This window comes from Kitasatospora sp. NPDC053308, from assembly GCF_055585785.1.
On record NZ_JBVJJY010000069.1, the window covers coordinates 1 to 1,337 of the forward strand.

The window sequence follows — 1,337 nt, forward strand, 5'->3', positions numbered from 1 at the left end:
TCGCCGTGGGTGTTCTGCTGCCAGCGGCCGAGGTCGCCGGTGCGGTACATCCGGGCGCCGGGCTCGCCGTACGGGTCGGGCAGGAAGCGCTCGGCCGTCGCACCGGGCCGGCCCAGGTAGCCGCGGGCCACGCCGGCACCGCCGATGAACAGCTCGCCCGGGACCCCGACTGGCTGCCGCTGTAGCCCGGCGTCCAGCACCTGGACCCGCATGTTGTCCAGCGGCCGGCCGATCGGCACGGTGCTGCCGAGTTCGTCCCCGGCGACCATCGGGTGCCGGGTGGCGAACACGGTGGTCTCGGTCGGGCCGTAGCCGTCGACCACCCGCAGTTCCGGGTGGACGTCCAGCACCCGGCGCACGGCGGCCGCGGGGACGACGTCGCCGCCGGTCAGCACCTCGCGCACCCCGGCGAGGCTCTGCGGGGCGTCCTCGGCGAGCAGCCGGAACAGGCCGGCGGTCAGCCAGAGCGCGGTGATCCGGTGCGCGGCGACCAGTCGCCCGATCCGCTCGGCGTCCAGCTCGCCGGCCGGTGCCACCACGACCTCGCCGCCGCTCAGCAGCGGCACCCACAGCTCGTAGGTCGACGCGTCGAAGGCGTGCGGGGAGTGGAACAGCACCCGCCGGTGGTGGCCGTCCCGCTGCCACCAGTGGTCGGCGGCCAGCGCGGCCACGTCCGCGTGGGTGACCGCGACGCCCTTGGGCGTGCCGGTGGAGCCGGAGGTGTACATCACGTAGGCCAGCCGCTGCGGCTGGACGGGCGGGAGCGGCCGGGCCGGGGCCTCCGGCAGCGGCGCCGAGACGTCCACCACCCGGACCCCGGCGGCTTCCCGGGCCCGGACGAACGGCAGGTCGCGGGTGGCCGCGTCGACCAGCAGCAGCTCGGCGCCGGTGTCGGCCAGCACCAGCTCCATCCGCTCGGCGGGCCAGCTCTCCGACAGCGGCACGTACGCGCTGCCGGCCTTCACCACGGCCAGGGTGCTGACCACCAGAGCCGTCGACCGCTGCTGCAGGACGGCGATCCGGCTCTCCGCGCCCGCGCCCAGCGCGATCAGGTGGTGGGCCAGGCGGTCGGCGGCGGTGTCGAGTGCGGTGTAGCTGAGGGTGTCGGTGCCGCAGGTGACGGCGGTGGCGTCGGGGGTGCGGGCAGCCTGGGCGGCGAACAGCTCCGGCAGGGCGGCGTCCGGCAGCAGGTGGACGGCTCCGGTGGCCAGCGCGGCCAGTTCGGCGCGGCCGGCCGTGCCCAGCAGGTCGAGGTCGTGGATGGGGGTGTCGGGGTGTTCGGCGGCGCTGCGCAGGATGCGCTGGAACTGTTCGGCGAGGCGCTGGACGGTGGCGGG

The 1,337-nt window shown here is 76.3% G+C and carries 1 protein-coding gene; it reads right to left on the reverse strand.

Translation table 11 applies throughout. The annotated features are described in order from the left end of the window. Nucleotides 1-1,337 (reverse strand): amino acid adenylation domain-containing protein (locus ACZ6Y7_RS37970; RefSeq protein ID WP_465762546.1); only part of this gene is annotated, 1,337 nt, incomplete at both ends.